Source organism: Cohnella sp. SGD-V74, from assembly GCF_003001675.1.
Lineage (GTDB): Bacteria > Bacillota > Bacilli > Paenibacillales > Paenibacillaceae > Cohnella.
Map to the genome: position 1 here is coordinate 136,848 of NZ_PVYW01000013.1, position 26,537 is coordinate 163,384.

The 26,537-nt window shown below is 55.8% G+C and carries 26 protein-coding genes; 7 read left to right on the forward strand and 19 right to left on the reverse strand.

Annotated features, from left to right (window positions below; genetic code table 11):
- Positions 1-6: 6 nt before the first annotated feature.
- The 3 genes from B0G52_RS20020 to B0G52_RS20030 all read right to left on the reverse strand — a co-directional run bounded on the left by B0G52_RS20020 (position 7) and on the right by B0G52_RS20030 (position 3,804).
- Positions 7-1,365: an aspartate aminotransferase family protein gene (locus tag B0G52_RS20020; protein ID WP_094047154.1), complete on the reverse strand. Its 1,359-nt coding sequence runs from the start codon at positions 1,363-1,365 to the stop codon at positions 7-9.
- A gap of 162 nt (positions 1,366-1,527) precedes the next feature.
- Positions 1,528-2,007: a helix-turn-helix transcriptional regulator gene (locus B0G52_RS20025; RefSeq protein ID WP_094047155.1), complete on the reverse strand. Its 480-nt coding sequence runs from the start codon at positions 2,005-2,007 to the stop codon at positions 1,528-1,530.
- Positions 2,008-2,097: 90 nt separating this feature from the next.
- A complete protein-coding gene (locus B0G52_RS20030) occupies positions 2,098-3,804 on the reverse strand; it encodes an AraC family transcriptional regulator (protein ID WP_158223797.1) in 1,707 nt (568 codons plus the stop codon).
- An 818-nt stretch (positions 3,805-4,622) separates the two neighbouring features.
- Between B0G52_RS20030 and B0G52_RS20035 the strand changes: the two genes are divergently transcribed.
- Positions 4,623-5,276 carry a transposase gene (locus tag B0G52_RS20035; RefSeq protein WP_094047157.1) on the forward strand — a complete coding sequence of 218 codons (654 nt, stop codon included), beginning with the start codon at positions 4,623-4,625 and terminating at the stop codon, positions 5,274-5,276.
- A gap of 101 nt (positions 5,277-5,377) precedes the next feature.
- Here B0G52_RS20035 and B0G52_RS20040 read toward each other — a convergent pair whose 3' ends face one another.
- The gene (locus B0G52_RS20040; protein ID WP_094047158.1) at positions 5,378-5,545 is read right to left on the reverse strand and encodes a CxxH/CxxC protein; all 168 of its coding nucleotides are present in this window, start codon (positions 5,543-5,545) and stop codon (positions 5,378-5,380) included.
- Positions 5,546-5,595: 50 nt separating this feature from the next.
- Complete coding sequence (locus tag B0G52_RS20045; RefSeq protein ID WP_369827099.1) at positions 5,596-6,921, reverse strand: S1C family serine protease; 1,326 nt, start codon at positions 6,919-6,921, stop codon at positions 5,596-5,598.
- Between the two features lie 212 nt (positions 6,922-7,133).
- Here B0G52_RS20045 and B0G52_RS20050 point away from each other — a divergent pair, with 212 nt between their 5' ends.
- The gene (locus tag B0G52_RS20050) at positions 7,134-7,334 is read left to right on the forward strand and encodes a hypothetical protein (RefSeq protein WP_094047159.1); all 201 of its coding nucleotides are present in this window, start codon (positions 7,134-7,136) and stop codon (positions 7,332-7,334) included.
- Positions 7,335-7,342: 8 nt separating this feature from the next.
- Here B0G52_RS20050 and B0G52_RS20055 read toward each other — a convergent pair whose 3' ends face one another.
- The 6 genes from B0G52_RS20055 to B0G52_RS20080 all read right to left on the reverse strand — a co-directional run bounded on the left by B0G52_RS20055 (position 7,343) and on the right by B0G52_RS20080 (position 13,659).
- The gene (locus B0G52_RS20055; protein ID WP_094047160.1) at positions 7,343-8,143 is read right to left on the reverse strand and encodes an MBL fold metallo-hydrolase; all 801 of its coding nucleotides are present in this window, start codon (positions 8,141-8,143) and stop codon (positions 7,343-7,345) included.
- Between the two features lie 55 nt (positions 8,144-8,198).
- Positions 8,199-8,963, reverse strand: coding sequence for a two-component system regulatory protein YycI (yycI, locus tag B0G52_RS20060; protein ID WP_094047161.1), 765 nt, complete (start codon positions 8,961-8,963; stop codon positions 8,199-8,201).
- A gap of 30 nt (positions 8,964-8,993) precedes the next feature.
- The gene (locus B0G52_RS20065; RefSeq protein ID WP_094047162.1) at positions 8,994-10,307 is read right to left on the reverse strand and encodes a YycH family regulatory protein; all 1,314 of its coding nucleotides are present in this window, start codon (positions 10,305-10,307) and stop codon (positions 8,994-8,996) included.
- Entirely contained in the window at positions 10,304-12,127 is a 1,824-nt protein-coding gene (gene walK, locus B0G52_RS20070; protein WP_094047163.1) for a cell wall metabolism sensor histidine kinase WalK, read from the reverse strand. The genes B0G52_RS20065 and walK overlap by 4 nt, the downstream gene beginning before the upstream one ends.
- On the reverse strand, positions 12,124-12,864 hold the full coding sequence (gene yycF, locus B0G52_RS20075) for a response regulator YycF (RefSeq protein WP_094047164.1): 741 nt from the start codon (positions 12,862-12,864) through the stop codon (positions 12,124-12,126). The genes walK and yycF overlap by 4 nt, the downstream gene beginning before the upstream one ends.
- A 213-nt stretch (positions 12,865-13,077) precedes the next feature.
- Positions 13,078-13,659: an LOG family protein gene (locus B0G52_RS20080; RefSeq protein ID WP_094047165.1), complete on the reverse strand. Its 582-nt coding sequence runs from the start codon at positions 13,657-13,659 to the stop codon at positions 13,078-13,080.
- 252 nt (positions 13,660-13,911) lie between these two features.
- Here B0G52_RS20080 and B0G52_RS20085 point away from each other — a divergent pair, with 252 nt between their 5' ends.
- On the forward strand, positions 13,912-14,109 hold the full coding sequence (locus tag B0G52_RS20085) for a DUF2281 domain-containing protein (protein ID WP_094047250.1): 198 nt from the start codon (positions 13,912-13,914) through the stop codon (positions 14,107-14,109).
- Positions 14,102-14,440, forward strand: coding sequence for a type II toxin-antitoxin system PemK/MazF family toxin (locus B0G52_RS20090; RefSeq protein ID WP_094047166.1), 339 nt, complete (start codon positions 14,102-14,104; stop codon positions 14,438-14,440). Before B0G52_RS20085 ends, B0G52_RS20090 begins: the two co-directional genes overlap by 8 nt.
- Positions 14,441-14,579: 139 nt before the next feature.
- On the opposite strand, the gene B0G52_RS20095 is transcribed toward B0G52_RS20090, so the two are convergent.
- A complete protein-coding gene (locus tag B0G52_RS20095) occupies positions 14,580-15,386 on the reverse strand; it encodes an Rpn family recombination-promoting nuclease/putative transposase (RefSeq protein WP_094047167.1) in 807 nt (268 codons plus the stop codon).
- A 94-nt stretch (positions 15,387-15,480) separates the two neighbouring features.
- A complete protein-coding gene (locus B0G52_RS20100) occupies positions 15,481-15,753 on the reverse strand; it encodes a DUF6809 family protein (protein ID WP_094047168.1) in 273 nt (90 codons plus the stop codon).
- A 113-nt stretch (positions 15,754-15,866) separates the two neighbouring features.
- Between B0G52_RS20100 and B0G52_RS20105 the strand changes: the two genes are divergently transcribed.
- Positions 15,867-16,091, forward strand: a complete 225-nt coding sequence (locus tag B0G52_RS20105; RefSeq protein ID WP_094047169.1) for a helix-turn-helix domain-containing protein — start codon at positions 15,867-15,869, stop codon at positions 16,089-16,091.
- A 200-nt stretch (positions 16,092-16,291) separates the two neighbouring features.
- Positions 16,292-16,537 carry a type II toxin-antitoxin system prevent-host-death family antitoxin gene (locus tag B0G52_RS20110; RefSeq protein WP_233162851.1) on the forward strand — a complete coding sequence of 82 codons (246 nt, stop codon included), beginning with the start codon at positions 16,292-16,294 and terminating at the stop codon, positions 16,535-16,537.
- 158 nt (positions 16,538-16,695) lie between these two features.
- On the opposite strand, the gene B0G52_RS20115 is transcribed toward B0G52_RS20110, so the two are convergent.
- The 6 genes from B0G52_RS20115 to proV all read right to left on the reverse strand — a co-directional run bounded on the left by B0G52_RS20115 (position 16,696) and on the right by proV (position 25,630).
- The gene (locus B0G52_RS20115) at positions 16,696-18,048 is read right to left on the reverse strand and encodes a M23 family metallopeptidase (RefSeq protein ID WP_158223798.1); all 1,353 of its coding nucleotides are present in this window, start codon (positions 18,046-18,048) and stop codon (positions 16,696-16,698) included.
- A gap of 410 nt (positions 18,049-18,458) precedes the next feature.
- Positions 18,459-19,118 (reverse strand): hypothetical protein, encoded by a 660-nt coding sequence (locus B0G52_RS20120; RefSeq protein WP_094047172.1) that lies wholly within the window; start codon positions 19,116-19,118, stop codon positions 18,459-18,461.
- A 220-nt stretch (positions 19,119-19,338) separates the two neighbouring features.
- A complete protein-coding gene (locus B0G52_RS20125; protein ID WP_094047173.1) occupies positions 19,339-22,371 on the reverse strand; it encodes an efflux RND transporter permease subunit in 3,033 nt (1,010 codons plus the stop codon).
- Positions 22,372-22,656: 285 nt separating this feature from the next.
- Positions 22,657-23,559: a glycine betaine ABC transporter substrate-binding protein gene (locus tag B0G52_RS20130; RefSeq protein WP_094047174.1), complete on the reverse strand. Its 903-nt coding sequence runs from the start codon at positions 23,557-23,559 to the stop codon at positions 22,657-22,659.
- Positions 23,559-24,419, reverse strand: a complete 861-nt coding sequence (locus tag B0G52_RS20135; protein ID WP_094047175.1) for an ABC transporter permease — start codon at positions 24,417-24,419, stop codon at positions 23,559-23,561. The genes B0G52_RS20130 and B0G52_RS20135 overlap by 1 nt, the downstream gene beginning before the upstream one ends.
- Positions 24,420-24,421: 2 nt before the next feature.
- Positions 24,422-25,630, reverse strand: a complete 1,209-nt coding sequence (gene proV, locus B0G52_RS20140; protein WP_233162854.1) for a glycine betaine/L-proline ABC transporter ATP-binding protein ProV — start codon at positions 25,628-25,630, stop codon at positions 24,422-24,424.
- 268 nt (positions 25,631-25,898) lie between these two features.
- Between proV and B0G52_RS20145 the strand changes: the two genes are divergently transcribed.
- Positions 25,899-26,462: a GbsR/MarR family transcriptional regulator gene (locus B0G52_RS20145; protein ID WP_094047177.1), complete on the forward strand. Its 564-nt coding sequence runs from the start codon at positions 25,899-25,901 to the stop codon at positions 26,460-26,462.
- The last annotated feature ends 75 nt before the right edge of the window (positions 26,463-26,537 follow it).

Sequence of the window (26,537 nt, forward strand, 5' to 3'; positions counted from 1 at the left end):
CCCCGTTCACTCCGCCGCGCAGGCCGCGTGTACGGCCTCGCCGAAAATGCGGGCGATCTCGTCGATGTCCGTCTCCGTTACAATCAGCGGAGGCAGAAAACGCATAACGGCGGAATGGCGACCGCCGACCTCCAGAATAAGTCCCCGCCGCAAACATTCCCGCTGAATGCGGCTGGCCAGTTGCGGATTCGCCGGGCTGTGCCCCAGCCGATCCGCTTCTTTCCCGGCATCGACGATCTCTACGCCGAGCATCAGGCCCCGGCCGCGCACGTCGCCGATCTGGACGACGCGGCTTTGCAGCTCCTCCAGGCGCTCTCTCAGACGAGCGCCCACTCGCTCCGCATGACCCGGAAGATCGTTCGCCTTAATGTAGCGCAGCGTCGCCAGTCCCGCCGCCATGGCCAACTGGTTGCCGCGGAACGTCCCGATGTGCGCCGCCGGCTTCCAGACGTCGAACTTGCTGCGATAGACAACGACCGACAGCGGCAGGCTTCCGCCGATCGCCTTGGACAGAATCAGCACGTCCGGGATGATTCCGGCATGCTCGAAAGCGAACATTTTGCCGGTACGGCCGAACCCGGTCTGCACTTCGTCGATAAGCAGCGGAATGTCCCGTTCCTGCGTAATCCGCCGCATCTCGCGAATCCACTCCACCGGCGCGGGGATCGATCCTCCCTCACCCTGCACCGCTTCGAAAATCATTCCGCAAGGCGGCACGATGCCGCTCTCGGGATCTCTCAACAGCTGCTCGACGTATCGGCTGGAAATCCGGTGCGTCTCCTCTCCGCCGACACCGAACGGACAGCGGTAGGAATACGGGTACGGAAGAAAATGAACGTCGGGAATAAGTCCCTGCACGTTCCCCTTCTGTCCGAGCGTTCCGCTCAAACTCATCGCCGCGTGCGTAGAGCCGTGATACCCTCCTTGAAAAGAGAGAATGCTGCGACGGCCGGTCGCCGTCTTGACGAGCTTGATCGCCGCCTCGACGGCATCCCCTCCCGTCGGTCCGCAAAACTGAATGCGCGCATCCTTGGCGAACTCCTCCGGCAGGCTCGCGAACAGTTCGTCCACGAAGGCCTCCTTGACCGGGGTCGTCAAGTCCAGCGTATGCATCGGCCGCTTCTGGTCGAGCATCTCCCGGACCGCTTCCAGGACGACGGGATGGTTGTGGCCGAGCGCCAGCGTCCCGGCTCCGGCAAGACAGTCGTAATACGTCCTGCCGTCCATGTCTTTAACGTAAACTCCCTCCGCTTCCTGAATGGCGATCGGAATTCTCCTGGGGTAAGATCTGGCGTTGGATTCCCGTGCGGCCTGACTTTCGAGATAGCGATCGTTCCTCGACTTCTCTGTTACGGATCCTTTCACGTTCTCCCATCCTCCTCAGGCATGTTCGCGATTATCCGGGGCTTCCCCGTCGTCTCCGGAAATCGCCCTTTTATTTTGATAATGATAATCATTATCAATATGCCTAAATATAGATTAGCAACGCGGACAGGTTCCGTAAATTCTCCGATCGGATAATATGGACTATTCATTTGGAGTAAGCTCTGTTTCCGTCAACGTTCCCCCTTGCATCAATCGATTTAGCAAATAAATAAAATCGGCCCCGGACGACTCGACCTTCAACGCCCTCTTCATGTTCTGAATATGCTTCTTGACCGTGTTGACGCTGACGAACAGCTCGCTTGAAATCCTCTTGATCGAATAGTGCGCGCACAACATGTCCGCAATCTGCCTCTGTCGGCCGCTAAGCGCGCTCATCGGGTTGCTCTGATTCCGCTGCAAATCTCCCGCTCCGCCCTGATTTCGCAGCCATCCCGTCGCCTCTCCCGGCGGCGCTTCCCGGCTCTCCGCTCCGTCCAGCTCCCAAGTGATTCTGACGTACTCGTTGATGTTGAGACGCATCGTCTGTTCCACCACCATGCGGTGCAATTCGATCAGCTTCCCCAGATTCGAGCCGTCCCGCGGAGCGGAATCGATGATCAACCTTACTTTGGCTTCTCCCATGCTCTCCCCCTCGCATCCGTCGGTTCATACAAAAAAAGGAGGCGTCGTCGTTATCCGTTGTCGCCCCCTTCCTGTTGTCTTCGTATTCAATTATGTCGCCGGTCTGAGCAATGCCTTGGCGACTTCGTCCAGAACCCGGCCAATGGCGATCGGTCCGTAGTAGCCGACCCACAGCGTCGTATTCGCGGTGTATACCCGATTCCCCCGCACCGCCTCCAGCTCCCGCCAGATCGGCGTGCTTCGAAATTCTTCCGCCAACTGCAGATTCGAATCGTCCTCAAGCACGAACAGATGGTCCGCATGCAAATTCGGCAGTGTCTCCAGCGAGATCGGGAGGCTCGTATTCCCCGCTCCGACGGTCATTCCCGGCGCGGCCAAGCCCAAGTCTCGATACAGCAGCTCCGCCGTGCGGTGCGCCGTCGTGTGCAAGCGAATGATTCGGTCGCGCGGCCGCACCAGAGCGACGGTCTTGCCTGCCAAATGGCTGGCCAGCGCCGCTTGCAGCTTCTCGAGCTTTTTCCGGTACCGGTCGATCAGCCGTCTCGCCTCTCTCGTCTTGCCGACGATTCTGCCGATCTTCAGCAGCGTGAAGCGCCAATCCTCGTTCCGATCGAACATGAGCGTCGGCGCGATCATGGACAGCCTGTCGTACAGCTCCTCCTGGAACCTCGTGCAGATGATCAAGTCCGGCTTGGATGCGATAATCGCTTCGAGATCGGGCATCTCCTTCGTGCCGAGCACTTTAACGTCGCTCAGCCGATCCGCCAGATAGGCGGGAAAAGCCGAGTTATCGCTCGTGCCGATGACGCTGCCGACAGGAACCTCGCCAAGCGCCGCCAGATGGTCGATATATTGATAGTCGAGAACGGCGATTCTTATCGGCTTGCGCGTCAGAACCAATTCTCCTCTTAAGTGCGGAATCACCCGATGCTTGCCTAAGCTGCTTCCAAAATTACTATAGCCCTGCGGCTCCGGGGCGGCAATGGCGTTTCGCGACGGCCGGGATGGGAAATGGCGACGACGCTCCCCCGCCGCAGATCGGTCCTGCTCTCTGTACAGGCCGGGAGATACGCCCGCGTGCTTCTTGAACATACGGCTGAAGTGGTAGCCGTCCTCGTAGCCTACCGCCTCCGCGATCTGCTTAAGCGGGACGTCCGTCTGTCGGAGCAGCGCCTTCGCTTTATCCATTCGAAGCTGAATCAAGTATTCGATCGGTCCGATCAGCAGCTTGGCCTTGAACAGCCGCTGCAGCTGCCTGCCCGTACAGTTCAGCGTCGAGGCGAGAGACTCCAGCGTCAGCGGCTCGGCGTAGTGGGCGCCGATATGCCGAACGGCCAGGTTTACGAGGTCCGTCGTCTCCGCCGCCCTTCCCGCCTCCAACAGCTCCCCAAGCACCTCGTATACGAATTGATGAAACAGCGCTTTGGCGTGAAACTGCTCCAGCGTCCCCGCTCGCTGCCATTGCCTGTGCATCTGCTCGACTTTCTGGCGCAGCGGTATCGCGGTGCGCGGCATAAATCCATACTGCTCCTTGAACGGATCTCCGGGCCAGCGCAGCGGAGACGGTTGACCGCTGCACGGATCGGCGTCGATCGCCTGATATCCGATCAGATAATATTCGAAAATCTGCGAGGCCTGCGCGATATGAAGAATGGAGTCCCGGCCGGCATGACAGACGAAATCTCTGTCCGCTTCAAACTCCGTGTCGTCGATCCTTACCTTCGCCCTGCCGCAAGAAACGTATAGAAACGCCCCCGCGGGCAGCCGATACCCGCTCACTTTTTCCCTCGGTCGCACAACAAACTTCCCGACGCTATTTAACTGGAGAGCCGCATAATTCCACGCCATTACATGACTGTGCAAATTCATTTTCGTACCTCCCGCAGACGGTTGTTTCGCTAATACGATTTCGTGATCAGTTTATCATATTGAGAACGATTATCAATACTGTTTGTGTCTTGTCTCAATCGTCGGCGCATCCCCATTTGAATTACCGTTCCCGCTCTTTTCTTTTTTCTCCAGCCCCTCCCCCCATTATTTTCTTCCATATTTTTACTGGTTTTATCCGTCTGCATATCTCACTTTCAGCCTGCCTGAGTCATCTGCAGATACCTATTGCTGCCGCACTTCACCCGCTTTGAACCCTTTTCAGGTCTGTCCTACTCCCCATTCATGCTTATCACCGACACGAAGTCTATGATGCAACAGTGCCTGTAACCAGCCTACAATTTCCACCCATTCATACCTCTAAATCCGCCTCACGGGGTCTTCGCCTTATTCGTGCCTATAGCTGTTCTACGAATCTTCGCTTCATTCGTGCCTATCGCCACTCCTCGAAATCTATGATGCTTTGGTGCCTGCAGCCAGTCCACGATAATCTCCATCCCCCCTCCGATCATGTGGTCGACCGACCGCCGTCATGAAGCGAAGCACCGAGCGCCCTCCTATCTGCCATTCACTCAGGTAAGCCGATTTTGAGATACAAAGACGTCACGCCGATAGAAAAATTGTGAAAATTCCTATTTATTCGCAAATTTGAGTTGAAATGAGAACGAATGTTTGGTATGATGAAAATAAGAACAAATGTTTGATCCTTGTGGCGGAGGAGAGATTTGATGGCGTCCATTCGCAAGTTTATGGCATTGTTTCCGAACGAGCAGTCCTGTCGGGACTATTTATTCGCCGCTCGTTGGCCGCGCGGTTTTATTTGTACCAAGTGCGGAGAAATGCGGTACTGCTTGATCAAAACGCGGAATGTGTACGAATGCGCCAACTGCAAGACGCAAACCTCCATTACGTCCAATACGCTGATGCATCGCACAAAGCTGCCCCTGCGCTACTGGATGGTCACCCTCTATTGGGTCGCTTCGGGTCAGCGCTGCTCTGCGCGCAAGCTTGCCCGGACGCTGCAAATCCAACAGCGCACGGCCGACAGATTGCTGCGCAAGGTTCGGCTTGCCATGCACAAGTCGGAGGGTACGCCGATGCTCGATTTCTGGGTGCGCGAGAAGCGCTCGGCCCAGCAGCAGCCGATCGTAAGGCGAGCCATGCTGATGATGTATAGGAAAGCCCGCTCCTTCATTCGCAAGTATTACGGTAAACGTGTATCCAACTGGAACCGGCTTTACTACTATTACGAGTATCGTTTCCGCAACAACAACAGCCACAATCAGATAGAAGCGCTCAGTAAGCTGATCCTCGGCGCCTGCACGACGATCTACACGTTGAACGAGTACGGGATGCTGCGCGAGCGCAAAAGCGCCTCCTGACCAAGCACGCAGTATAATACATCAAAAAAGACGCCCCTGCCAACAAGCAGCAGAAGCGTCTCTTCCAACCCGGCTGAAAACCAAAGTCGGACGGACAAGAGCTATACGATTAAAATTTCCGCCGGATTGCCGCACCACTCGCAATGCTGGGGCGGAGTCCAGGCCGAGAACGCCGTCGTCTGCAAATTCACCAGATCCGGCGCGTCCTCGTATTCATCCACGAATTTATCGATCGCCAATTCCACATGCTCGCGGCATACGCAATACATTCCGTTAATCCCTTCCAGTCTGCAACATCTGCTTCGTATTCCCGTCGGCGCTATTCTTGCTCATTCGCTTTCTCCGCAAGCTTCACGTCCAGCGTCTGCTTCTTGCCATCCCGATAATAGGTTACTTTCATCGATTCCCCGATTTTCTTCGAGTTATACAAGTATTTGCGAAGATCCAGCGTGCTTCCGATCGCCGTGCCGTCCAGCGCCACGATAATATCGTTGAACTTCAGCCCCGCGTCAAGCGACGGACCTACGGACTCCAGTACGATCACGCCCTTGCTCACTCCGTCCGGGACGACCGGTTCGGCAGGCTCGAGCGCCTCTCCGTCCGATTCATCGGCATCCTCCGGCCATTCTTCCTCTTCCGGATCGTCCAAGCCTCTCATCTCCAGACCGTCCAAATACAGGCCCAGATTCATCGTGTATACGCCCATGTAAGGTCGCGACACTTTGCCTTTATCCATCAGAGCGTTCAGCACGGGAAGAGCCTGATCGATCGGAATCGCGAAGCCGATGCCTTCGACTCCTCTGTCGGCTACTTTCATGCTGTTGATCCCGACCAGCCTGCCGTTCAAGTCGACCAGAGCTCCGCCGCTGTTGCCTTGATTAATCGCAGCGTCCGTCTGGATGACTTCCTGCTCCCAATCGTAATTGCCGTCCTGGTTGATCGACACCGGAATGATCCGTTTCGTCGAAGAGACGATCCCCTGCGTGAGGGAATCTCCGAAGCCGAGCGGATTGCCGATCGCGATGACCATCTCCCCGACCCGAAGCTTATCCGAATGACCCAGCTCCACGACCGAATCTACCCCGTCCGCGCTCACTTCCAGCACCGCCAGATCGGTAATGATGTCCTTCCCGACGATCTTCGCTTTTTTCCGGTCTCCGTTAACCATTAAGGCCTGAATTTCGCCCGCGTCTTGTATGACATGCGCATTCGTAATGATGTAGGCTTTGTCGTTCTTCTTCTGGAAAATAACGCCCGAGCCCATGCTCGTATTGTACGGCAGCTCGCCTTCTTCGAAATCCCCGGCCTCCTGAAGCTCCAGCGCCTGGGTCGTCAAGTTGATGATGCTGACGACGGCCGGCCTCACTTTCTCGGAAGCGGAAATAATCCTCTCCGACGTTTCGACGTACGACTGCCCATCCACGATCGCCGGCCTTGCTTCCGACCCGGGGCTCCCTCTGCCGCTTCCGAATGCCAGGAACAGCGCAGCTACGAAGACGGAGCTGGTCAGCGAAGAGATTAAGGCGATCCTTAGCGTCGATCCGGGACGGAATCTTCCCGGTCTCGAACCGGAGCGCGGCCAATACCGCGAGCGCCGCCTGACTCGCGTAGAATAGAAATCATCATTGAACAAACTCATGGCCATGCACCGTCCTTCTCTCGGGAAGCTGTCCGCTCCCTCTCTCCGCTGCAAACTTTCTCTTATCTATTCTAGCTAATCGCGGCCGATCTAATCATGCAAAACCCAATTTAATAGGAATGTTTCTTAAGGTTTTGACTAGAATAGTAATAGAATCCATGAGGACAAGCAAGTGATTTCCCCTCATCTTTCACATGTAAAGAAAGGAAGGATATCCAATGAAAACTGCGGAATTCGGCTGGCGTTTCCTCGATCTTGCCTCGCAAGTGTCCGAGATGAAACACGACAACTACAAGCAACTTCTTGCTCTCAGCACGCTGATTGAGCTTCTGGTCGACAAAGGCATTCTGACGCCGGAGGAGATTCGGCAGAAGGCTTCCGAGATGGAGGCCGAGCTGAACCGGCAGCTTCTATTATAATTCTGCGCTCATCCTACGATATCCCATGGCGTAGGGCGGTCGTAGTATGTATCGCAAAGCGCGAATTCATGCTTATGATAGAAAAATCCGTTGTTCTCTAATACTGTATTCACGGTCAGTTTGGCTAAATCCATCAAGTTGTGCTCCTGGCTGAGATGCGCCAGATAGACCCTCTTCAGCCTCCCGGTCAATAGACTGCACAGCGCCTCGCCGGCCGCCTCGTTGGAGAGGTGGCCCATGTCTCCGAGAATGCGCCGTTTCGTATTCCACGGATATCGGCCCATGCGGAGCATGTTGACGTCATGGTTCGATTCGAGCACCATAACGTCCGAATCCTGCAGCTGCCTCATCACCTTGTCGCTCACATAGCCAAGATCCGTCGCCAGGCTCAGCTTCGCTCCACCGGCCTGGAAGCAGTATCCGACCGGCTCGGCCGCATCGTGGGAGATGGCGTAGGATTCGATCCGCAAATCGGCGATCTCCATGACGCTGTCGGTCGGGAGAACTCTCCGGTTCTCTTCGGGAATGTCGCCCACCGACTTCTTCATCGCTCCCCAGGTTTTCTCATTGGCGTAGATCGGAAGCTTATGCTTGCGCGCGAAAGCCCCCAAGCCCCGGATATGGTCGGAATGCTCGTGCGTCACGAAGATCGCGTCGAGCTCCTGGCCGGAAAACTCTCTTTCTCTCATCAACTCTTCTATTTTCTTGCCGCTAAGTCCGACATCGACCAACACGCTCGCCGCATCCGAGGACACGACGGTCGCATTACCTGTCGACCCGCTGGCTAGCACCGTGAATCGAAGTCCCATAATCGCTTTCTGTTCCTCTCCCCGGCTTGACGCCGTTTCTCCTCGGTTCGTTCGTCTACGGATTGGCCGGCGCGTCGCTTTTCTCCACCGTAACTTCGGCGCTGATCGCGTTCACATAATACACTTCTTCGCCATTTTCCAGCAAAACCCTCCAAGACGGCGTCGAAACTTGCTCTTCCAACTCATCGAAGATTTCCCCGTGATAGCCGAGCCGAACTTCCTTGATCACCGATCCCGACGGCAGATTTCTCTCGATCACCTTGGCCAGAGCCTTGGCGGCCGGAAGCACCTGCTGATCCTTGGCTCCGGCAAGCGGCTTGATCTCGATCAAGTCCTGCGTATACGCGCGTATTCTCTGTTCGCTGTAGAACAAAGTAAGGTGGATATCGAACATCGGCCAGCCGCCCTCCATCCGGTTGAAGACGAAGTAGGAGCCCTCCCGGCTCCCGGGCTGGTCGAGCGCGTACTTGTCGAGTTCCGGAATGACTCCGCCCAATACCTTAAACAGCTCTTCGCCGAATACGATGCGCGTCTCCGGAGGGGATACGATCTCCTTCCGCTTCGAAATACCGTGCTCCGCTCGCTGCTTGAACGTATAGCTGATCTCGCGCATGTTCGGGGTCTCGGTCGGGATTTTGGCGTTATCGTCCACTTGAATGTTGTTTTCCCGCATGAACTGAATCGTCTCCGGAGGAAGGGACGTCCAGTTGACCGTCGTGTTCAGCCTCTCGCGCCATTCGATCCACAGCTGATAACCCAGTAAGATATTGAGCAGCAGAAAAGATACGATCAACACGCTCTTAGCCCGTCTCCAGTCCATCCCTGTCCTCCTTCCTCGCCTTGTCCTGGTTTATTTGTCCTTCGTCGCTGCGGCCGCAGTCGAATCTGCCGCGATCGCCACTTCTCCGCCGGCCAATCGAACGGCCCATACCGGGACGAGGACGACTTTGTCCTCCAACATTTCCGGGCGGAAGGCCGGGAATACCGCCTCGATCTTCCCTCCCACGGACTCCCTGCTCTTCAGGATCGAGCGCAGCTCGCTGCCGGCGGGCAGCGTCCTGATCTTCTTATTAGACACTTCCTGATCGAGCAGAACCAGCGAACGGGCGTAAGAGGTGACCTGCCCCCGCTGCAGCGTCATCTGCATATAGCCGAAATTCATCGCCGGTCCCGATACGACAGGAACGTCCCGATAATATTGCTGAAACCGGATATTTGCGTTGTCTTTGACCGGGTCGGTCCCCTGAACCAGCGCGTGCTTGGAGTTCCAGCCGCCGTGCTGGTTCACGAAGCCGACCGCGGCGATCACGTTCTCGACGAGCTCGTCGGCGCCTTCGGTCGGAGCGACCGGGTCCGTGTAGGACAGCCAGGTGCCGCCCTGCTCGATCTTCATCGCCCGTTTGGCATCGTTGTAGAACGTACCGCTCGGGATCGCCCGCACGCTGCTGGCGTCGAAGAACAGATTGTCCTGCATCTGCTCCGCGGTATAGCGATCGTATGGCACATCCATGGCCAGCATTCGGGAAATCGGCTTCTCCGGAATGTATATCTCTTCACCATAGATGACGTAGGGGTCCCAGTACTGCCCGAAACCGACATAGCCTTCGACGTCGCCCACGGTCAAATCCGCCTTCTGCGCTTCGTACACGTTGCGACCGTCCGAGCTGAAGAAATACGTCCTTACTTCGTCTCTTAGCTTGCTCGTGTAAACCCAGATCCGGTCGATCGAATCCCGGGAGAACAGGAAATCTCCGTCGATCCGGAACACCCGCTGCAGCAATTCAAACGGAATCGCACGACCGAAACGCAGCTCGACGCCCTGATTTTCCCGGGCAATCTGATCCCAATCGACCGCGTTCACCGAGTCCCGCTGCAAGCTCTTGAACTCACGGCTGCGCAGCTTCTCCAAAATCAGATTGTAATACGGAACGGTGCTCGGGTAGAACACCGTGTGCCTGTCTTCTCCCAGATGAACGACAAGCTGTTCGGGGAAGATCAGGTCTCTGACCTCCAGCTCCGTGCCGAGAGGCTCGGTCTTCACATAGTTCAGCTCGGTCTTCACCTTCGCCTCCATGAAGGGCTTGCTGTAGGCCAACAAATAGCTCTGGTACAGGCTCATGACGACGAGCAGAAACAGCAATACGGATTTGCCCTTCTCGATCATGCGCTCTCACTTCCTTCCGGCACGATCGGCAGCAGCACGGTCACGACGGTACCGACGTTCATCTCGGAGTCGATCGTCATTGAGCCGCCGTGCGCACGCACGATTTCCCGGGCAATCGACAGCCCCAGTCCCGTGCCGCCCATATTTCGCGAACGCGCCTTGTCGACACGGTAGAACCTCTCGAAGATGCGAGGAAGATCCTTCTTCGGAATGCCGATCCCGGTATCCTTGATCGCGATGGCCAGCTGTCCCGATTCGTTCGTTCTGGCCGTAATATCGATCGAGCCGCCGTCCAACGTATATTTGATCGCATTGGAGACGAGATTGTCCAACACTTGGTCGATGCCGTCTCGATCCAACAGAGCGACCTTGCGCGTCTCCTCGACCTTCACCGATACGGTGATGGCTTTCTGACGGAGTTGGAAAGAGAACCGGTCGACGACCTCCTCGAGCATCTCGAGCAGATCGACGTGCTGGCGCAGCAGCTGGTTGCGGCGGGAATCGAACCGGGACAGATGGAGCAGGTCGGTAACGAGCCGGATCATCCGCTCCGTCTCGCTGCGAATGACGCCGACGAACCGATCAGCCAGCGGCGGCTCGTCCAGAGCCCCGTCGTCCAGCGCTTCCGCGTAGCTCTTGATCGTCGTCAGCGGCGTTCTCAGCTCGTGGGAGACGTTCGCGACGAACTCCCGCCGCGACTGCTCGAGCTTCTCCGCCTCGGTGACGTCCTGGAGCACCGCAATTGCTCCGGCTACGCCTCTGTCTCTCCGCCGGATCGGCGTCAGCGTCACCCGGTAGATCTGGTCCTCCGTGCCATCGTCCGTCTCGCGGTGCAGCAGCATGGACGATTCCCGTCCCTGCAGCGTCTCCGCGATCGGTTCTTTCGCGATGCCGAGCGCCTCGGACAGCGTAATCCCGTCCCGCGGCTCCCGCAGACCGAGCATCGCCCGCGCCCGGCGGTTGGTGACGATGACGCTGCCGACTTCATCGGTGGCAAGCACGCCGTCGCTCATGTTGGAGAGAATCGACGCCAGCTTCTCCTTCTCTTCTTCGTTTACCGCCAGCGCGTCGCTCAGCCGGTCGGTCATCTCGTTAAAGGCGACGCTGAGCTGGCCGATCTCGTCTCTCCCGAACACCGGCACCCGCTCGTTGAATCGCCCTTCCGCCACCGCCCCCGCTTGGCGGGTCAGCGCCTTGATCGGCGACGTAATCGTTCCAGCCAGCAGCACGCCCAGCACCGCCGTCAATCCGAGCGCGATCAGCGTCGCCGAGACGAAGATTCGGTTGATATTTTCCATCGTCTGGTACAGGTCGTTCATCGAAGCGACGATGTAGACCGCTCCGACGATTTTATCGCCGCTGAAAATCGGCTTGGCGATGACCTTGTTGCGGACGTTGTTCTCGTCGATGATCTCTTCCTCGTTGTCCCGGACGCCCTGAAGCGCCCGGCTGACAAGCAGGGATGTATTTTTTCTCCCGATATAGGATTGAGTGTTGTTGGAGGTGGCCAGCACTTTGCCTCCGGCGTCCAGCACCTGCACCTCGGCCCCGCTGTTGGTGAAGAAGTTGCTGACCAGATCGCTCAGCGTCCCCTCCGCTCCCGCCTGCAGGCTCGCTTCGTTGTTCGAATTCGAAGAGGAGAGCATCGTCGTCAGCAAATTCGCCTGATCGTTCAGGTTGCTGGAGAACGAGTTGATCAGCGAAGTTTTCATCGTGCTGATGAAGTACACCCCGATCAGTTGAACCGCGATCAGAATGAGCAGCAGCACCATCATAATCAGCTTAATCTGAATGCTGCGGAAAAAGCGAACGCCTCTCATCCGTAATAACCGCCCGCCATCTTCGGATTACGCACCAAGTAGCCCAGCCCGCGCCGGGTCAGAATGATCTCCGGGCGGCTCGGATCGTCCTCGAGCTTCTCCCGAAGACGGCGAATCGTCACGTCCACCGTGCGCACATCGCCGAAATATTCGAAGCCCCACACTGCCTGAAGCAGATGCTCGCGCGTCATGACCTTGCCGCTGTTTTTCGCCAAGTAATGAACGAGCTCGAATTCCCGATGGGTCAGATCGAGAGGCTGATTGTTCTTATAGACCACATACATATCCGTATCGATAAACAAATTGAACAGCCGGATGCCCTGACGCTCGGCTTCCTGCTGCGCTTCTTCGTCCGACCGGGGCGTCTCCACCTTGCGCTGCCGGCGCAAGTGGGCTTTCACCCTGGCGAGCAGCTCCCGCGTTCCGAACGGCTTCGTCACGTAATCGTCGGCGCCGAGCTCCAGCCCGAGCACCTTGTCGATCTCGTTGTCCTTGGCCGTCAGCATGATGATCGGGGTGGACAGTCTCGTCCGCACTTCCCGACAGACGTCCATGCCGTCCTTGATCGGCAGCATCAGGTCGAGCAGAATCAGATCCGGCTCCTCCTCGAACGCCAGCCGAACCGCCGCTTCTCCGTCGAAGGCGCACACGACCTCGTAGCCTTCCTTCTCCAAATTAAACTTCAAAATATCCGCAATCGGCCGTTCATCGTCGACGACCAGAATTTTACCCAACATAGCCTGCAACGCCTCCCTGTTCTCGGAAGCTAATCCTATTCTCCTATCTTAACATAATGCGGGCAAGACCCCAATGGCGTATGTACATCCCCATTCTCGAACCGCTCTCTTGCGGAACGGGTCCTCTCCGTATCGGATAGCCTGTTGTCTCAATCGTTGCCCTAATAAAACAAGCCCGTGAAACTCTTAGGCTTCACGGACTCCTCTTCTTTATTAGGTTTGTCCTTCTTTAATGTACGTTTTCACGGAAGGCGGTTGATAAGCGCGGAACTTGCCCAGCAGGCCCGCTGGGCTGGAATCGGAGAGAACCATGGATGCATATTTGTCCTGAAGAAACTGCTGCTCGTTCATATGCCCGAAAAACGCCAGCAACAAGTCGAAATACCGATCGATGTTCAAAATGCCGCAAGGCTTCCCGTGAAGCCCCAACTGTCCCCAAGTGAAAACCTCGAAAAACTCTTCCATCGTTCCCGGGCCGCCGGGCAAAGCGATAAATCCGTCCGCCAGATCGGACATTTTCGTTTTTCTTTCGTGCATGGAGTTCACGACGATGAGCTCCGTCAAGCCGCGGTGGGCGATCTCCCTGTCCTCCAGCATTTTCGGAAGCACGCCGATCGCATTGCCTCCCGCTTCCAGCACGGCATCCGCGACCGTCCCCATAATGCCCACGCTTGCTCCTCCGTAGACGAGCGTAATTCCCTGCCGGGCCAGTTCCTTTCCCAGTTCAACCGCACCTTCCCTATAGGAAGGCAAAGCCCCCATGCTGGAGCCGCAAAACACTGCAATACTTTTCATTTCTATCCCTCAAATCCGAATGATGTACTCCACAAAAAGTATACAGAAGCAAATGCGGCAATTCCACTTCGGTACTTATTCTCTATACTTGCCTTGAGGTGTGTCGGGTAAGCAGGGTCAACATATTGCTCTGAGAACTTCGCATGTCAGTAAAGCAATTTAGTTGCCACCAGAAAGGGCAACAGCAGTCTTTCTGAAAAAGAGATGCTTTGTGATACAATAAAGGTACCTCTTCCGAAAGGACGTGATATTGTGAGCATTAACAGAGAAGAATTGAAGCGCATCATTGACCATATACCTGAGCAGGACGCCATTGAAGTTGCCGATTTCATTGGATACCTGAACACAAAACGAGAACGCGAAGCATTAAAAAATCTCGAACACGCCAGCCTGACCAGCATGGAATTCTGGAATAACTCAGTGGACGATGAGGTTTGGAACAATGTATAGACAAGGAGATATTGTACTGATCCCTTTTCCATATAGTGACTTGTCTGCAACCAAACAGCGTCCCGTTCTTGTCTTGTCTAACACCAACTACAATAAAATACAATCTGATCTTGTTGTAGCTGCGATTACTTCCAATTTGACCAGCAAGACATACACGATACAAATAACTGCCGCTGATCTTGATGAAGGGCTATTGCGCGCTACGTCTGCTGTCCGTGCGGATAAAGTATATACGTTCTCGAATCAAATTGTTATTAAAAAATTTGGACATCTAAAATCTTCACTTTTCACAGAGGTTAAACAGCAATTCATGCATCTGCTCGACGAATGAATTAAGAAGCAACGACTACTTGTAGAATCGAACAGACCGCAAGGAACCTTATCCAGCTATCAAGAAATAAAGCGCCGCATACCAGTAGGGTTGCGACGCTTCTTTTAGTCCACCGGCTGATCCTTCAGCCAACGGCTGTTCAGATTTCCTTTTTCAAAACAACGATTTCCGCCTCTGACAATCCGGACGCTTCCACTATAATGGAGATATCCACTCCGCGCTTAAGTAGCTCTTTAGTCATCTCGATAGCCTTCTTTTTCTCGCCACGTGCCTCACCTCGCGCCTCTCCACGAGCTTCACCCTCAGCTAACGCCCCCTCAATCATCGAAGCTTCATCGTGCAGATACTTCTGTCTGTCTTCATACAATCGACGGGCTTCGGCGTCCTGACTAAGGAACTCCAGCGTAGTCATTGCTTTTTTCAATACGGGCTCGTTCATGGTCAGCACCTCCCAGTTGGATTTATCGATCCCCTTCAAGAAGAGCAACCAGTTGACCAACCCACCACTCTCCACAGGAGCAGCATGATTGTCAAGCTTGGGCACGTTATGATACTGGCGATTCGGTAAAAACGAATAATTCAGAATATTTATGGTTACGCATTTCTTTAATTTTTTATAAGACTGGCCCTCTTGAAGCTGTCCACTGTATAACTTGCTCCAGTAGAACATTGTCCGCTTTTCGGTATCGTACTTGTTAAAAAGCTGCATCTCAACATTAATAAGCTCTCCGTCTGCCGTTTTGCCCCGAATATCTAATATGGACTGTTTGTCTCGAGGAGCGTCCTTTTCCGTATAAGGATTCAGCAGAATGATTTCTGTTAAAGGCGGTCTGTCGGCTTCCAGGAAGGTTTTATTCAGAAATTCGAGCAGAACATCCCGATTCTCTTCGCTGCCGAAGATGCGTTTGAACAAAAAGTCATTTCGGGGGTCAAGCAGTTCGTTCATCTGCAATCACTCCTTCAACATTAGTATATCACGCGCGTTGGTTCGTAGACACAACCGAAGGAGCAATCACCAACAACTTTAGTTGAAGTCCTATTTAACAGTCATCGGACATCACCTCAATCATCAACGAAGCCCCAAGCTTGAATCCATGCTCGAACGAAGCAGCCAGATCCATTTCAATGGTCTGTACGCGCAGTTCGATCAGCTTCTCCAACTGCTTGTATTCGTCCTCGGTCAGCCGCTTCCTCCACGCCCCCATCTCCTCCGAGATTCTGCGTCCAATTTCCCGATAGGCGGTATTCTTTGACACGATCTGACCTACCGGACACAGGTCTCCGTTGTACAGATCTTTCAATACGCTTTTCATTCTCCGCCAGCCTCCCGCAACTGGTTATTTCTCCCTTTAAAATTTATGCGAAAAACGCATAAAAAGCAATATGCAATTTCCGCATACACTAAGATAGCTTTGGGTGATGCTGAATGTTTGCACGAATTAGAGCGTTACGAGAAGATAAAGACTGGACACAGAAAGAAATAGCCGATCTGTTGAAAGTCAGCCAGACCACCTACTCAAGGTATGAGACTGGAGAATTGGATTTGCCAACCTCTGCGTTGATCAAACTCGCCGATCTCCACCAAACCAGCATAGACTACTTATTGAACCGGACAGACCGCAAAGAGCCTTATCCGACTAAAAAGAAGTAGAGCGCCGCATACCTATAGGGTAGCGGCGCTTATTCTATTTCAGGGCTGATCCTTCAGCCAACGGTTGTTCAGATTCCCTTCTCCAAAGCCATGATCCCGGCCTCGGACAGTCCGGAGCCATCCGCTGTAATAGGAGATTACGAATAACCCCTGTGTGTAATATAATCTAGACAGTCTTGTAGAATCGGAGGGGAATATATTTGCAATGGGAACTTCAGGATGCGAGAAATCAGTTGAGCGCGATCGTTAAAATGGCGGCTGACGAAGGACCACAAATCATTAACATACGGGGAAAATCTGCTGCTATCATTCTATCTATGGAAGAATATAACCGACTAACGACGCCCAAAACCCGTCTGACGGACTTTTTTAAGAATTCTCCTCTACGCGGTCTCGAACTCAATTTGGAAAGAAACAACGACTTCACGAGAAAACTAGAGCTATGAAACATCTCTTAGGTACAAACGTTATTTCGGAACATTAGGAGAACTGTCGTCATACTTAACCCCAACTTGGAAAAGAGAGCTTCAGCTTCTTTTTTCACCCGCAGAAAAAAACTGCCCCGTCGCGGAATCTGAACCGCAAACGGAGCTGCTTAAGATGATTATAGATAACTGGTCGGGTTTTTCAGCTTGCCGTTCAGATGGACTTCGAAGTGCAGATGAGTGCCGGTGGAACGCCCCGTGCTGCCCATAATGCCGATGACGTCGCCCTTCTCAACGATCTGCCCTTTCTTAACCTTGACGCTCTTCATATGTCCGTAGACGGTCTTGAAGCCATTCTGATGGTTGATGATGACTGCGTTGCCGAGTCCGCCGGACTTGTAGCCCGCGAATTCGACGACGCCTTCGTCGGCGGCCATAATGTTGCTCTTGCCGATCATATCGATGCCGTTGTGGCTTCTGCCCCATCGCTTGCCCATATAGCTCGTGATGCGAGCGCCGGCGACCGGCCAGATGAATTTGCCTGAGCCTTCACCCCGGATCACTTTCGTTCCTTTCAGAATGATCGTCGGGATCGGCTCTTTCAACACTTTGCGGTCGATCTGCTCTTCTTCGATCAGCGCACCGTTGCGCTTCAGCAAACGGTAAGTGACCTGTTGGCTGCCTTCCGTGCCTTCCTTAAGCACTTTCTGCTGACCGAGCTTCATCGAATCGCTCTTCTGGTATTCGATCGGCGGCTCGATGACCTCGATCTCCGTCACTTCTTCCTCCGAGTTGACGTTCAGAATCGGAGGCTCCTCTTCGGACAGATCGAGCACGTCGCCGATGTTGATGAAGTCGTTCTTGATCCATGTATTGTTCTTGTAGATCAGTTCTTCGGAGATTTTCAGCTTCTGCGCGATGCAGCCGATGCAATCTCCCTTCTTCACTGTATAAGTCCGCGGAATCGGTTCGCCTTCCGTCAACGTCTTGAACAGTTCTTCCGGATCGGACAGCTGCGCGGGGTCGATGTCGGATTCGACCGTCTCGACCTTCTCGACGAAGGAGACGGAGGTTACGATTCTCTTGGGCGTATCCGCCGCTTCCGCTTCGTCTTGCGCCGCCGCGGTGTTCACGGACAGCGAACGAACTTCCATATCGCCCTGCTTCGCTACGAGCCTCGCGGGAACGTACTTGTTCTTCACCCGCTGCAGCAGCTTCTTGGCGGTATCTTCGTCGCGAACGACGCCGACCACTTCTCCGTCTACGACGACTTTGACGCCGACGGCGTGGGTTTGAAGCATGTCTTGGAGACGATTCAGCGTCGCCTCATCGTCGGTCTTCTTCTTGTAAGCCCTTTCAGCCGTGTAGGTGACCTGATCGTCATTTAGTACCAACTGTGCGGGGGTGTCGGCGTGCTCCAGCTCTTCCGCCTTCGCTGCGATCAGTTGTTCGACTATGTCCGGGTTGCTGATCTCTCCCGCAACTTCGCCGTTGACTACAACCTTGTAGTAGTCCACCTTGTTCGCTTCCACGTAGTTGAATCCTACGACTGCGGCCGCTATGGCGACTGCGATGCTGCTTGATGCTATAATGATTGGCTTGCGGTATTTGCGTATAGGATGAGTCTCTCTAGCGTTAGTCTCCGTACGGGTCTTTCCGTTCCTCTGCGCGAATCGAACGAAGCGGAAGGTTTGCCGCGCTGCGGCAAGGATTTTCCGGATCCGATCCGTTCCCCTGAAATCGGCCATGATCTTCCCCTTTTCCCTTGCTTTCGGTGTTCTTCTTCCCGGTTATGGCAATTGCTTGTACCTCACTTTAGCATAGGTCTTAGGACTCTATCAACCGTTTGGACGGATTAGAATTATGAAAAATGGAAATAGCCGCCGGTTGACAACACCCGCGGCCATATGTTTTGTAAGCGCTCTAAGCCCTAGAGCCAAGCCTATTCTTCCAGTGCCGGCTCCCCTTGCAGAAGCCTCATCATCTGCATGTACTCCTCGTCCGTCAACGACGTCCGCAGCATGTCCTGCAGCCCCTCCAACTCCTCCGCCGTCAGCCCGTCTTGCAGAGAATTCGACAATTGCCGCAGTTGCTCCGGGTTCAGCTTCGAGACGACGAGCGCATAGAGCGACTGTCTCTGTTCGTCGGTCAGCTGGCCGATCGACGATTCGTCCCCGAACACCGGCAGTGCCTCTTCCGGCGGACTCTCCTCTCCGTGATCCGGCTCCGCTCCGGCCGGCTCCGGAGGCGGGACCGCCTCGTCCGTCGCCTCTCCTCCGTCCGTATCGCTTCCGCCGCCGACGTTTCCGCCAACGGACGGCTGCGACGAAGGCGAAGGGGAAGACGGACTCTCGCGTTGCGCTTGCTGCGACGCCCGCGGAGGCGATTCGGCCGCTTCCTTCTGCGGAGCGCGTTCCGCCCCCCACAGCGTTCCCCAGACGCCCGAAAGAGCGAGCGGCTGTACTTCCAGCGGCAGATTCAACTGCTTAAGAACCGTTTCCATATAGCTGTTAACGATATAACCCGTCGTCCATATGCATAGGAAGCTGAGCAGCAGAGCGGTCGCGACCAGCCGCAGAGCCCAGCTTATCCACTTGAACATTCCCGTACCTCCTACGTCCTGCTTTGAGTTTCATAGTTTTTAGTATGGGCAAACCTCCTTGCAAACATTCATAGAGAGACTCGGATTGCCGGCGGTCGCGACAAAAAAGCGAGGGGACGGCGGTACGGAGCGAGTACCGTTTCGAGCGCTATTTTTTCGCGGGGACCAGGTACATAGGCAAAGGGCGGTCCCCTGATTTGGGACCGCCCTTCTCCGTATATTAAGCTGCTTCAGCCGCCGCGGAAGCGGTCGTCACCCGCTGCTTGCGCGAGCGTCTGAAATAAAGCAGTTCGTACATGACCGGCACGACGACCAGCGTGAGCAGCGTCGAGCTCGTCAGGCCGCCGATGACGACGATCGCTAAGCCGCTCGAGATGATGCTTCCGCCGCCCATTCCGATCGCCAGCGGGATGAGCGCGCAGATCGTCGCGATCGCAGTCATCAGAATCGGCCGCAGCCTCGTGCCTCCCGCTTCGATGAGCGCTTCGCGGATCGTTAGCCCGTGCTCGATCTGCTGCTGGACGCGCTCGATCAGGACGATCGCGTTCGTAACGACAATGCCGATCAGCATCAGGAAGCCGATCATGCTCGACACGGACAGCGGCTCTCCGCTGGCCAGAACGCCGAACAGTCCCCCGATCAGAGCGAACGGCAGCGAGAACAGCACCGCCAGAGGCGCGCGGCCTTCGCGGAACGCGATGACCATCACGACATAGACCATTCCTACGGCGACGAGCATCGCCATGAGCATATCGCTCATCATCTGACCGATCTCTTCGCTGCTGCCGCCCAGGGAGTACGTCACTCCCGCCGGCAGCTGCAGCTTCTCCAGCGCCTGACCCAATTCGGAATTGACCTTGTTGACGTTCTTGTCCGTGATCTTCGCCGTAACCGTCGCGTATTCCGCGCCGTTCTTCAGCTGAAGCGCGCTCGGAAGCTGCGTTTCCTTGACGTCGGCGATCTCGCTCACCCGAATCTGGGCGCCGACCGGCGTGTTCAGCTTCAATTCGCCGATATCCTGTACGGAAGAGATCGCCGCCCCGTTCAGCGAAACGTACAGATCCCGCGACGCCGAGCCGTCGAAGATCCTGCCGGTCTTGGACTCCGCGAGGAACGGACGGAGAAGCATCGAGGCCTGGGCCGCGGAGAGACCGTATCGCGAAGCGTCCTGCTGCCTGACCTCGATCGCGATGCCCTTCGTTCCGTCCTGCAGATTGTTGGCGGCATCGGCTATGCCCGGCAGCGCTTGTACGGCGGCCGTAATCTGCTCCGTGGCCGCGCGAACCGATTCGATCGACGAGCCGGTCACATCGATCGCCACTCTTCCTCCGCCGCCCATATCGTCCTTGATCAGATCGAACTTCGCCCCTTCGGGCGGCTGCACTTTCGAGCCGATCTCTTCGACGAAGCGGTCAAGATCGGCCTCCGAGCGCAGCCCGATGAACCAATCGGCGCTATTCTCGCTCTCGCCGCTGATCATTCCGCCTCCTACGGTCAGGTTCGAATTTTCCACGTCCCCATGCTCTCTGATGAGGATGTCCAACCGGTCGGCTTCCGTCTTCACCGTTGCCAGCGTCGTCCCTTTAGGCATCTCGAGCGAAGCGAATATATATTTGTAGTCCGACTGAGGCAGCAGCACGACGCCCACCTTGCCGGCGAAGATCGGCACCAGGCTGCCGGCGAACAGCAGCAGGGAGACGACGAGCACGATCGTCTTATGGCCGAGCGACCAGCGAAGCGCCTTCTTGTACCCGCGGCTCATCGCCGATTCCTGTGCTTCCTTCGGCTTGGCGTTTCTCATCAGCACCCAAGCCATCAGCGGAACGACGGTCAGCGCCACCAGCAGCGAGGAGAGCAGCGCGAAGCCTACGGTCAACGCGAACGGCCGGAAGTATCCGCCTACCATGCCTTGCAGCAAGCCGAGCGGAGCGAAGACGGCTACCGTCGTCAGCGTGGACGAGGTAATCGCCCGGCCGACTTCCGCCGTTGCGGAGAGAATCAGCTCCTTGCCGATCTTCTCTCCCCTGATCCGCCGCACGATGTTCTCGATCACGACGATGCTGTCGTCGACGACCCGGCCGGTCGCTACCGCCAATCCACCGAGCGTCATAATGTTCAGCGTCACGTCGGTGAACGTCTTCAAGCAGATCATCGCGATCAGCATGGACAACGGAATCGATACGATGGCGATGAGCGTCGCCCGGAAATTCCGCAGGAAGAACAGGATGAGGAGCGAAGCGAACAAGGCGCCGAGCGCGCCCTCACGGGCAAGCGTATCGACCGATTCCTTCACGTCCGTCGCGCGGTTGTACATAATCAGCGACTGCACTTGATCGGACTTCTCGGCATCTTCATAGACCTTAAGGACTTTGTCGGACACTTCCACGGTGTTCGCATCGCCCGATTTAACGATATTCAGCGATACGCTCGGGTTGCCGTTCGTCAAGCTGATGACGTCCAGTTCCTTGCCCTGCTCGATCTGCGCGATGTCCGTCAGCTTCACGCTGCCGTCGGGCAGGAGACTCCAATCCTTCAGGCTCTCCAGCGTGCGCAGGTCGCCCTGCACGAAGACGGGAAGACGGTTGTCCGCCAGCGTCGCTTCGCCGAGCGGAATGCTCACGTTGTTCGCTTGCAGCATGCCGACGACCTGCTCGTAGGCGATGCCTCTCTCCGTCATTTTCGCCGCGTCCAGACGGATGTACACGCCCTCGTCCTTCATTCCGGCCGTCTGCACCCCGCTAACCCCTTCGATCGCTTCCAGGTCGGGGATCACGGAGCTTTTCACGAAGCTGGCAAGTTCCTCCTGGGACATGCCCTCCGGGGCCGACAGCGTCGTATACATGATCGGTTGATTCGTCGTGGAGTAGTAGAGCACTTCGGGCTTCTGCGCGTCGTCCGGCAGACGAACGTCCCCGATCGCCTGCTTCACTTCCTCCTGCTTCTTCTTCATGTCGTCGTTAAAACTGAATTTGAGCTGCAGCAGCGCTACGCTGTTGGCCGATTCCGAAGCGACGCTCTTCACGCCTTCGACGTTCCGCAGCGCTTGCTCCAGCGGTCTCGTCACCTGATCCAGCACCTCGTTCGGCGCCGCTCCCGGATAGACGGCCGACACCAGAATGCCCGGGAATGCGATCTCCGGCTGCTGTTCCTGCTTGAATTGCAGCGTGGAATAGATACCGCCTACCGTAACCAGAATGACCATCAGCACGATCGCCACTGGATTCCTCAACGAAAAATTCGTAAAAAACTTCATACTCTCTCTCCACTCCTCCAAATAATCGTTCCGTTCGCGCATGGTTCCGACGCGGAATCATCTGGATTTAATTGTAAGATCTCCCCAACAATCACAACATGGTCGGAGGAATGTATTTGTACCTGGACTCCGGACGGAGAAGAGTTGGTCTGAAGACTAAACCGGTTGGCGAAGCGCTGCCCTCTTGGAGCCGGCAAACCGCACAAAAAACCCCTTACCGATTGTCCGAAAGCTTAGTCGAAAGCCTTCCGGTCAATGACGATAAGGGGGATTTGCTAATTTGCTTTAGATGCCTTCAATCCATTTGCTCACTTTGTCTTCGTTGGCTTCGACCCACTTGCGAGCCGCTTCTTCTTCGCTTGTTCCGCTGAAGATGTCGACCATGACCTCTTCCATGTCGGCCGGCGTCCACTCGAACTGGTCGAGGAACTTGTAAGCGTCCGGTTGGTCATCCTTCAAGCCCAGCCGCACGAGCGTATGAATCTGCTCGTCTCCGCCGTACACGTTCTTCGGATCTTCCAGGTACTTCAGGTCCATCTCGGCGAACATCCAGTGAGGCGTCCAGCCCGTAACGACGATCGGCTCTTGCTTGGCGTACGCGTCCTGGAGCACTTTGGCCATCGCCGCGGACGAGCTCTCCAGCAGCTTCCAATCCTTCAGGGCGTATTCCTCGATCGCCTTGCTCGTCGCCGTCATAATGCCCGCGCCGGGCTCGATGCCCGTAATCGTATAGTTCAGCGATTGGGCGATGTCGCCGTTCAAATCCTCAATCGAGGAAATGTCCATGTAGGAAGGAACGGTCAGCCCGACCTTCGTGCCGTCGAGGTTGACGCCAAGATCCTCGAACTTATCCTTGTTCGGCTCGTAATAGTTCTCTCCGTGCGTGCTCGGCAGCCAAGCCGCCACCATCGCGTCGGCGCTGCCGTCCGCGATGCCGAGGTACATCGGACCGGCGTCGACCTGAAGCATGTTGACCTTGTAGCCCAGCTTGCTCTCCAGCACTGCCTTCACGACGTTCGTACTGGCGATTTCGGAGTCCCACGCGACGTAGGCCAGCGTAATCTCCTTATTTTTCGCCGGGGAACCCGACGCTCCGCCCTCGTTGCTCTCTTTGGAGCATCCCGCAAGCACGAGCGCGAAGACCAGTACGGCTGCCAACAACGGATTTACGCTTTTCTTCAAATTCATCACAATCCTTTTCGTTTAGTTTTCACCAGATTTTGCGTGATCCGATCGAGGATGATCGCAAGCACGACTACGGCCAAGCCCGCTTCGAAGCCGACTCCCGTCTTGGCCTGGGTCACGGCGCGGTACACGTCCGCTCCTACGCCCTGCGCTCCGATCATCGAAGCGATGACGACCATCGACAGCGACAGCATGATCGTCTGGTTGACCCCCGCCATAATCGTCGGAGCGGCGATCGGAAGCTGAAGCTTGAACAGCTTCTGCAGCGGCGTCGAGCCGAAGGCGTCGGCCGCTTCGACCAGATCGGCGGGAACTTGGCGTATGCCCAGATTCGTCAGACGGATCGTCGGCGGAATGCCGAAGATGACCGAAGCGATGACGCCCGGAACGACGCCCAGGGAGAAGAAGGCGACCGCGGGCAGCAGATAGACGAACGCCGGCATCGTCTGCATGAAGTCCAGCACGGGCGTTACGACTTTCTGTACCTTATCGCTTCGGGCGCAGGCAATTCCCAGAGGAATCCCGATTACGATGGAGATGATCGAAGCGGTCAAGACGAGCGCCAGCGTCTCCATCGTGTTCTCCCAATAGCCCAGGTTGTAGACGAGATACAGGCCGAGCAGCGTGAATACCGCGATTCTCGTTCGCCCGATCCAATACGCCAACCCGGTAAACAGCACGATCAGCAGCAATGGAGGAACCGCGTTAAAACCGTCCGCCAATCCGTTCACGATCGTGCCGATGAACGCCTTGATGCCCTGGAACACCGGTCCGGCGTTCCCTTCCAGCCATTTCTCGATCGCTTCGACCCACTTGCCGATCGGAATTTTCGGCAGATCAAGCGCCGATAGCCAATAAAGCATACTCACGTCGGATCACCGCCCGCTCCCGTTCGGTCGCCGCTGCCGCTCAAGGCGGAGAGCACCGCTCCGCGAATGATGATGCCCAGCAATCTGCCCCTGTCGTCGACGACGGCGACCGGAATTTTCGCGACGCTTACCGCATCGAACAATTCGCTCAGATGCACGTCCGGTCCGACCGTCGTCACCTCGCGCACAAGGATATCCTCCAACCCTTTGCCCGCTTTCACCGCTTCGGCCGAAGCTTCGGCCGTCACGGCTCCGATCAGCTGACGGCCCTTGTCGACCACGTACAGGTTCGAGATGCCCCGGTCGCGCATCAGCTGCAAGGCCACTCTCGGGCCGCGATCCGGCGCGATCGTCTCGGCGCGCACCATGACGTGGGACGCCGTCAGCACCTTGGACAGGTCGACGTCCTCGACGAAGCGCTCCACGTATTCGTTGGCGGGATCGGTCAGAATCTGTTCCGGCGTGCCGACCTGCACGACCGCGCCGTCCTTCATGAGCGCGATCCGATCGCCGATGCGCAGCGCCTCGTCCAGATCGTGCGTGATGAAGATAATCGTTTTCTTCATCGAAGCTTGAAGCTCCAGCAGCTCATCCTGCATCTCCTTGCGAATGAGCGGGTCGAGCGCGCTGAACGCTTCGTCCATGAGCAGGATATCGGGATCGTTCGCCAAGCCGCGGGCCAGTCCCACGCGCTGCTGCATCCCTCCGCTCAACTCGTCCGGGCGCTTCTGCTCCCAGCCTCCGAGGCCGACGAGCTCCAGCGTCTCCATCGCCTTCTTCCTCCGCTGCTCCTTGGGTACGCCCTGGATCTCCAGGCCGTATTCCGCATTTTCCAGCACCGTGCGGTGGGGAAACAAGGCGAACTTCTGGAACACCATGCCGATCGTCTTGCGCCGAATCTCGCGAAGCTGCTCCGCGTTGAGCTGAACGATGTCCGTCCCGTTGACGAGCACCTTCCCGGACGTCGGCTCGATCAGACGGTTAAGCAACCGAACGAGCGTCGACTTGCCGCTGCCGGACAACCCCATAATGACGAAAATTTCGCCGCGCTCGATCGTGAAGCTCACCCGGTTAACCCCGACGGTGAGCTTCGTCTCTTTGGCGATTCGATCCTTGGTCCAGCCTTGATCGAGCAGCCGAATCGCCCGTTTAGGATCGCTGCCGAACACTTTCGTTAATGCTTGAACTTCTATAATCGCCGTCACCGCATATCCCCCTTTCCGTTGTTTCTCTCCTGTTTCTCTCGTACAGCCGCTTTTACAAGTGTAGACGTCCGGTCTCATAAGGGTCAAAACGGATATAACTTCGTATAGTGCGTACAGTTTTAACTTTACACACTTTATTTACTGTATGCTCCCATTTCCTCAAACATCCTCCCAAACTGCATTCTTTACTTACGATCGACTCTTTTCTACAATAGAAGTCAGGCATCATCGACCGCTCATGGAGAGTCGGGGATAGGAGTTGTAAGGCATGGCGACTTTCGAAGGACTATCGGAAGAGCAGATTAAAATCATAGAGAAATCGCGCCGGAGAGTCGTGGATTCGATCGGCAACAATATGGACTTATACGGGGTTACTACGTCGATCGGCCACTTGTACGGCATGATGTATTTCCACGACGGGGCCGTTACGCTGGACGAGATGGGCGAAGAGATGGGGCTCAGCAAGACGAGCATCAGCACAGGAATGCGCACGCTCGTCGATCTGAAGATGATCAGCAAGATCTGGGGCAAAGGCTCCAGAAAAGATCTGTACGAGGTCGAGGAAGATTGGCATCAAAATTTCGTCGATTACTTCTCCATCAAGTGGCGCAAGTCGATGGAAGTGAACATGTCGGCGCTGAACAAGTCGATGGCGGAGCTGCGGAAGCTGCGCGAGCAGGATCCGGACAACGAGAAGCTGGCCGGGTTGATCGAGTACGATATGACAAAAATGGCCCACGCCCTCCGGTATTACAGATGGCTGGACCGGTTCATCGATGTGCTCGAGTCGGGGGAAATCTTCGACTTGGTTCCTCGGGACGAGGAGAGTTGATCCGAAATGCAGAAAACATCAGGCACTTGTACTAGCAAGAGCATAATAATTGCAAGAAAAACCATCAGGGAGCTG

What these genes read in the sequence shown, in the direction of transcription:
- B0G52_RS20055 (WP_094047160.1), bottom strand. Translation starts at nt 8,143, where the DNA reads ATGGGACTTCGATTCACGGTGCTAGCCAGCGGGTCGACAGGTAATGCG.
- B0G52_RS20125 (WP_094047173.1), bottom strand. Translation starts at nt 22,371, where the DNA reads ATGAAGTTTTTTACGAATTTTTCGTTGAGGAATCCAGTGGCGATCGTG.
- B0G52_RS20105 (WP_094047169.1), top strand. Translation starts at nt 15,867, where the DNA reads ATGTTTGCACGAATTAGAGCGTTACGAGAAGATAAAGACTGGACACAG.
- B0G52_RS20120 (WP_094047172.1), bottom strand. Translation starts at nt 19,118, where the DNA reads ATGTTCAAGTGGATAAGCTGGGCTCTGCGGCTGGTCGCGACCGCTCTG.
- B0G52_RS20090 (WP_094047166.1), top strand. Translation starts at nt 14,102, where the DNA reads ATGTATAGACAAGGAGATATTGTACTGATCCCTTTTCCATATAGTGAC.
- B0G52_RS20135 (WP_094047175.1), bottom strand. Translation starts at nt 24,419, where the DNA reads ATGCTTTATTGGCTATCGGCGCTTGATCTGCCGAAAATTCCGATCGGC.
- B0G52_RS20040 (WP_094047158.1), bottom strand. Translation starts at nt 5,545, where the DNA reads ATGTATTGCGTATGCCGCGAGCATGTGGAATTGGCGATCGATAAATTC.
- B0G52_RS20095 (WP_094047167.1), bottom strand. Translation starts at nt 15,386, where the DNA reads ATGAACGAACTGCTTGACCCCCGAAATGACTTTTTGTTCAAACGCATC.
- B0G52_RS20050 (WP_094047159.1), top strand. Translation starts at nt 7,134, where the DNA reads ATGAAAACTGCGGAATTCGGCTGGCGTTTCCTCGATCTTGCCTCGCAA.
- B0G52_RS20100 (WP_094047168.1), bottom strand. Translation starts at nt 15,753, where the DNA reads ATGAAAAGCGTATTGAAAGATCTGTACAACGGAGACCTGTGTCCGGTA.
- yycF (WP_094047164.1), bottom strand. Translation starts at nt 12,864, where the DNA reads ATGTTGGGTAAAATTCTGGTCGTCGACGATGAACGGCCGATTGCGGAT.
- walK (WP_094047163.1), bottom strand. Translation starts at nt 12,127, where the DNA reads ATGAGAGGCGTTCGCTTTTTCCGCAGCATTCAGATTAAGCTGATTATG.
- B0G52_RS20035 (WP_094047157.1), top strand. Translation starts at nt 4,623, where the DNA reads ATGGCGTCCATTCGCAAGTTTATGGCATTGTTTCCGAACGAGCAGTCC.
- B0G52_RS20065 (WP_094047162.1), bottom strand. Translation starts at nt 10,307, where the DNA reads ATGATCGAGAAGGGCAAATCCGTATTGCTGTTTCTGCTCGTCGTCATG.
- B0G52_RS20045 (WP_369827099.1), bottom strand. Translation starts at nt 6,921, where the DNA reads ATGGCCATGAGTTTGTTCAATGATGATTTCTATTCTACGCGAGTCAGG.
- B0G52_RS20080 (WP_094047165.1), bottom strand. Translation starts at nt 13,659, where the DNA reads ATGAAAAGTATTGCAGTGTTTTGCGGCTCCAGCATGGGGGCTTTGCCT.
- B0G52_RS20145 (WP_094047177.1), top strand. Translation starts at nt 25,899, where the DNA reads ATGGCGACTTTCGAAGGACTATCGGAAGAGCAGATTAAAATCATAGAG.
- yycI (WP_094047161.1), bottom strand. Translation starts at nt 8,963, where the DNA reads ATGGACTGGAGACGGGCTAAGAGCGTGTTGATCGTATCTTTTCTGCTG.
- B0G52_RS20025 (WP_094047155.1), bottom strand. Translation starts at nt 2,007, where the DNA reads ATGGGAGAAGCCAAAGTAAGGTTGATCATCGATTCCGCTCCGCGGGAC.
- B0G52_RS20130 (WP_094047174.1), bottom strand. Translation starts at nt 23,559, where the DNA reads ATGAATTTGAAGAAAAGCGTAAATCCGTTGTTGGCAGCCGTACTGGTC.